The organism is Ruminococcoides bili, assembly GCF_040093295.1.
Lineage (GTDB): Bacteria > Bacillota > Clostridia > Oscillospirales > Acutalibacteraceae > Ruminococcoides > Ruminococcoides intestinale_A.
Map to the genome: position 1 here is coordinate 1 of NZ_JBBNJY010000065.1, position 5,675 is coordinate 5,675.

General features: G+C 41.7%; 4 protein-coding genes. 3 read left to right on the top strand and 1 reads right to left on the bottom strand.

The window, feature by feature from the left end; all coding sequences use genetic code 11:
- The first annotated feature begins 270 nt into the window (after window positions 1–270).
- Entirely contained in the window at window positions 271–2,781 is a 2,511-nt protein-coding gene (gene asnB, locus AAAY30_RS11045; RefSeq protein ID WP_337782088.1) for an asparagine synthase (glutamine-hydrolyzing), read from the top strand.
- A gap of 283 nt (window positions 2,782–3,064) precedes the next feature.
- On the opposite strand, the gene AAAY30_RS11050 is transcribed toward asnB, so the two are convergent.
- Window positions 3,065–3,958, bottom strand: coding sequence for a M14 family metallopeptidase (locus AAAY30_RS11050; protein WP_337782087.1), 894 nt, complete (start codon window positions 3,956–3,958; stop codon window positions 3,065–3,067).
- A 54-nt stretch (window positions 3,959–4,012) separates the two neighbouring features.
- Here AAAY30_RS11050 and AAAY30_RS11055 point away from each other — a divergent pair, with 54 nt between their 5' ends.
- Entirely contained in the window at window positions 4,013–4,558 is a 546-nt protein-coding gene (locus AAAY30_RS11055) for an NUDIX domain-containing protein (RefSeq protein WP_296154491.1), read from the top strand.
- A gap of 37 nt (window positions 4,559–4,595) precedes the next feature.
- Window positions 4,596–5,522 (top strand): bifunctional riboflavin kinase/FAD synthetase, encoded by a 927-nt coding sequence (locus tag AAAY30_RS11060; RefSeq protein WP_296154489.1) that lies wholly within the window; start codon window positions 4,596–4,598, stop codon window positions 5,520–5,522.
- The last annotated feature ends 153 nt before the right edge of the window (window positions 5,523–5,675 follow it).

Below are 5,675 nucleotides of genomic sequence, written 5' to 3' on the forward strand. Positions count from 1 at the left end.
GATCTCAAAATGATTTGCCAATCAATTATAAAAGGTTGACCAAACTTTTATAATTGATTGGCAAATCATTTTGTTAAACCATAATTTATTGATATTACTAAACATTTTAAACAGAACCGTTTTTATATAGATTTTCCTATATTTCTTTTTGGCAAATAAGCGTATTATATGAGTTCTTACTGTTGAATTTAGCAATTAATTATGATACAATAATCTATATATGCAATTACAAAATTTTGTTTTGACAGATTACCGAAAGGGGTTTTATATATGTGCGGTATTTGTGGCTTTACAGGCGAAGTTATCGACAGAGATAAGGTCATTAAAAATATGACCGATGTCATCACTCACAGAGGACCTGACTCCGACGGTGTGTTTATGGACGATCACATCGCAATGGGTTTTCGCCGACTTTCAATTATTGACCTTGACGCAGGTCATCAGCCGATTTATAACGAGGATAAAACACTTGTTCTCACTTTTAACGGAGAAATTTATAACTACAGAGAGTTAAGAAAAGTTCTTATTGAAAAGGGACATAAATTCTATACAGACACTGACAGCGAAGTGCTTGTTCACGGCTTTGAGGAGTGGAGGGAGGATCTCCTCTTAAAGCTCAGAGGAATGTTCGGCTTTGCTATTTATAATACAAAGGATAAGTCCGTTTTTGTTGCCCGTGACTTCTTTGGCATTAAGCCGATGCACTACACAATGATTGACGGCGAATTTGTTTATGCGAGTGAAATCAAGAGTATTCTTGAGCACCCTAAGTTTGTTAAGAGGTTTAACAAGAGAGCACTTGATACATACCTTTCATATCAGTACGCTGTTCCGCCCGAAACTTTCTTTGAGGGTGTATTCTGCCTTATGCCGGGTCACTACCTTTGGTACAAAGACGGCGAAGTGGAAACTACACGCTATTGGGAGGCTCGTTTTAATCCTAATGAAGAGCTTACCGAGGAAGAGGCAGTCAACTCAATTGAAAAGGTATTTGAAAATTCGGTAAATGCCCACAAAATCGCTGATGTTGAGGTTGGTTGTTTCCTTTCAAGCGGTGTTGACTCAAGCTATGTTTCAACATATTTTGCAGACCAGAAAACTTTTACGGTAGGCTTTGATTTTGGCGAGCATTACAACGAAATCAGCTGGGCAAAGGGTCTTAGTGAGAAAATCGGTGTTGAGCATCATACACACCTTATTTCAAGCGAAGAATTCTGGGACGCAGTTCCTACCGTGCAGTATCATATGGACCAGCCGCTTGCCGACCCGTCTTGTATTGCGCTTTACTTTGTATCAAGACTTGCAAGCGAGTATGTAAAGGTTGTACTTTCGGGTGAGGGCGCAGACGAATTGTTCGGCGGCTATACTTGCTACAATGAGCCGAGAGTATTTAAAATTTATCAGACAATCGTTCCGCATTGTATCAGAAAAGCAATCAGAGCCGTATGTAAAAAACTCCCTGACATCAAGGGCAGAGATTACCTCATCAGAGCGACAGACCCGCTTGAGGAGCGCTATATCGGTAATGCCTTTATGTATGATTATGCAGAAAAGAGAGAACTTTTAAAAGACCCTAACATTGCAAGCCGTCCGCAGGATTATGCAAAGAAATATTACTACCGTTGCCGCAGATATGACGATGTTACAAAGATGCAGTATCTTGACATCAATATGTGGATGGTAGGCGATATTCTTTTAAAAGCCGACAGAATGAGTATGGCAAACTCTCTTGAGCTTAGAGTTCCGTTCCTTGATAAAGAAGTATTCAAGGTTGCGTCCACCCTTCCTACAAAGCTTCGTTGCAACCGTCACAATACTAAGTACGCTATGCGTAAGGCTGCCGTTCGCCATATGCCGGAGGCTACAGCCGAAAAAGAAAAACTCGGTTTCCCTGTTCCTACAAGAGTATGGCTCAGAGATGAGAAGTATTATAATGTTGTAAAGAAAAAGTTTAAGGGCAAAACTGCCGAGAAATTCTTTAATACAGATATTCTCGTTCGTTGGCTTGACGAGCATTTCAGCAACAAAGAGGATAACAGCCGTAAGGTATGGACAATCTATGTATTCCTTGTATGGTATGATATTTACTTTAACGAGGACAACGAAAAGGTAGAAAAGCCTGTAAATCACCTTGACGAATTAAGAGCAATTGCCGAGGCAAGACAGGAAAAGAAGCTTAACGAGTTTGGCGAGGCTATTATGACGGAGGCTGAAAAGCTTGACAAAGATTATGACGCACCAAACTTTGGCATAGATAAATCGGCACAAAAAGCTGAAAAGGCGCAGACAGCGGAAAAAGAACCCGTAAAGGCGGAAAAAGCCGAAAACGAGGCAGAACCTGTTAAAGAAGATGCCGTTGAAGAAGTTAAGACGGAAAATCAGCCGCAAAAGGTTAAAGCCGAAGAAGTTAAGGCGGAAAATCAGCCGCAAGAGGTTAAATCCGAAGAAGTTAAGGCTGAAAATGAAGAGCCTGCAGAAGAGGTAAAGTCCGAGGAAGAAAAAATCGAGGACGAGCCTGTAATAGAAGATGAACCGCAGGATCAAGAGCCTGCACAGGTTGAAGAAACACCAAAGGAAGAGGAATATGTAAATATTTCAAATCCGGAGGACAAAGAGGTTTATGAAAAGCCAAAGAAACCGAGAACTCCGCAGGAGGAGCTTGAAATGGCTATTGAGGGCATTGAAAAGCGCTCAAAATATCTTGATGAACCGAATGTAATTTCAGACGAGGCGATTGACGAAATCGTAAAGTCAATTAAGTTCTTTGATGACGAGGACTGATTAAAAACCGTATAAAATATAACTGCCCGACACCACTAAGCGGTTGTCGGGCAGATGATTATAACCACAGAATAAAATATTTTTCAGTTGGAAAATTAGGATTAGTAAGTCGGCTTTTTATCAAAAGACGGAGTGAATTATTGTTTAGCGCACGGTTAAGATTAAAAGATTTTAGAATTCAGGTCAAGCCTTTGAAAAGTTTGACCGAACTTTTATAATTTCTGCAAAACTCTCTGCTGAATTCTGATTAACTTACTGACATAAAAACTCAAAAACAGAAAAATTATACAATAACTCCGAGGCAGAGCATATTCAGCATAATTTTGTATTCGGGTTCAAAATCGGAGAGCGGCAAGGGGTTTTTGCCTTTTCCCATTTCTATGGTGAGAGCCGGACGGCGGAATTTTTCAATAAACCAATCTTTAAAGCCGCCGCCTGTCGCAATATCCTCGGGTACGGAGATATTGTAACCGCTTGCTTGGGAGAGTACGGACGCAAGTCGAAAACTCATAACGGGAGTGTGCTTGCCGAACGAGCAGTAAATCTCTCTGCCCTGACTGTGAAAAGCAATGGCACGGTCAAAGTTGTTGCGTTTGCACAGGTTTGTGAGCGCCTTGGTTTCGGGCTCGCTTTCGGGAGCGTTGCCGCCGAAACGGGTGGCGGACGGAGCTTTTATGTTCATACTCAGTTCACGGCTTTTAAGCTCGTTCCAACCTGCGTTGAAGTTGTGGTTAATGTCCACACCCCTTGCGTTTGCCTGCCAGACTTTGTTTTCTTTAGAGGCTTTTTCCACAAGAGCTTTGTATTTGAGAGCGGCATCCGAGCCGTGAATTGCGATTTCAACTCCGTCGGGATTTACGCAAGGCACAATCGTAAGTCCTTTTTCACGGAGAAAATCTCGTATTTTATAGCGACCGACAACGGAATCGTTTTCCATTGCATCGGCGCATTGTTCAAAAAATTTGAGAACCGCCGTAACGGTAAGATATTCGGAACCGTGAAAGCCTGCGCAGTAAAGCACGCAGTTTTTTGTGTTGCCGATGTGCAAAACATCAATACATCTGCCGCATACGCTTTTGCCTGCGAATGAATGATGAACAAAACTGTATTTTTCGCAGATGTCGTTAATAATTTTTCTTCTGGTCTGGTAGTCGGGCATTACATTGTAGTCTGTCATAAAATTTTCCTTTCTGTTTTTTTCCTTAAATTAAAATTCAAATGAGGTATAGGTATGAAACTTTTTGAAAAAACCATAAACAGCACTTCTGTTTTTGACGGCAGAATTTTGCATATTACCCTTGACGATGTTGAACTTGAGGACGGTAAAAAGTCTAAAAGAGAAGTTGTAAATCACCCCGGCGGAGTTACCGTAGCCGCCCTTGACAACGACAACAACCTGCTTTTTGTAAGACAATTTCGTTATCCGTACAAAGAGGTTGTGCTTGAGCTTCCTGCAGGCAAGCTCGAAAAAGGCTCAACTCCGCTTGAAAACGGCAAGCGTGAATTGCTTGAAGAAACAGGCGCACAGGGATATTCTTATACTTCACTCGGTCAGCTATATCCGTCACCCGGCTACACCAACGAGATAATTCATCTTTATGTATGCAGAATAAAGAGCGAGGGTGAAAGCAAGCCTGACGAGGGCGAATTTTTGAATGTCGAGAAAATTCCGCTCGACAAGGCGGTTGAAATGGTGCTCAACAATCAGTTGCCGGACGCAAAAACTCAAGTAGCCGTGCTGAAAACAGCAATGCTGCTTAAAAGCGGAAAAATTTAACTTGCAGATGCTCTGCAATTAAGGTATGAATAAATATATGCAAACTTTTTTTGAATTATTACCCGAAAAACAAAATACATCAGCGGCACTCGGCTTTTTTGACGGCTTGCACATCGGTCACCGCAAGGTTATCGGCGAGGCGGTAAGGGGCAGTGAAAACGGACTTGTGCCTATTTGCTTTACCTTTGCACAAAGTCCGAAAAGTGTGCTTAAAAATCAACCGCAAGAGGCGTTGATGAGCGTTGAAGATAAAAAAACAGCGCTGTCCGAAATCGGAATACAGCACCTGTATATGTGCGATTTCAAGTCGGTTGTTGATGTTGCGCCACGAAAATTTGTGGAAGATATGTTAATAAAAACTCTGAAAGCAAAAAAACTTTGCTGCGGTTTTAATTACACTTTCGGTAAAAACGGTGAGGGAAATACCGAACTGCTCGCCGAAATTTGCAAGGAAAACGGAATTGAGCTGCAGGTTTTGCCGCCTGTTGAAGAAAAAGAGGGAGTAGTTTCGTCAACGCTTATCCGTGAACTTATTAAGGACGGAAATATGCGCAGGGCAAACGAACTTTTAGGTTCATATTTCGGATTCGGCGGAGAGGTTGTACACGGTCAGCACTTGGGCAGAGAACTCGGAACACCGACTCTTAATCAGTCTTTGCACGAAGAGCTTGTTGTGCCGAAGTTTGGCGTGTATGCATCGTGCGTTACTCTTGATGACGGCAGGAAATTCTGCGGCGTTACAAATATAGGAGTAAAACCGACAGTCGGCAATTTTGCCCCGCTTTGCGAAACCTGGATGCCCGACTACAGTGGAGAAGAGTTGTACGGCAAGACGGTAGATGTGCGGCTTATAGATTTTATAAGAGGCGAAAAGAAATTTTCTTCGCTTGATGAATTGAAAAAAGCTATCTTTGACAATGCAAAGACAGCCGAGAAAATGTTTTCTGAAATTAATAATTTATAATAATCAGCCTGACAACAGATTTGAATGTTGTCAGGCTTTTATGTTTATGGTTCTGTTTAAATGTTGGGGTAACAATAATAAATTATGGTTTAGCGGAGTGTCGGTCGGGCATTGAAATTTAGCTAACGCTAAATTATCCTCCCAAAAACAAAA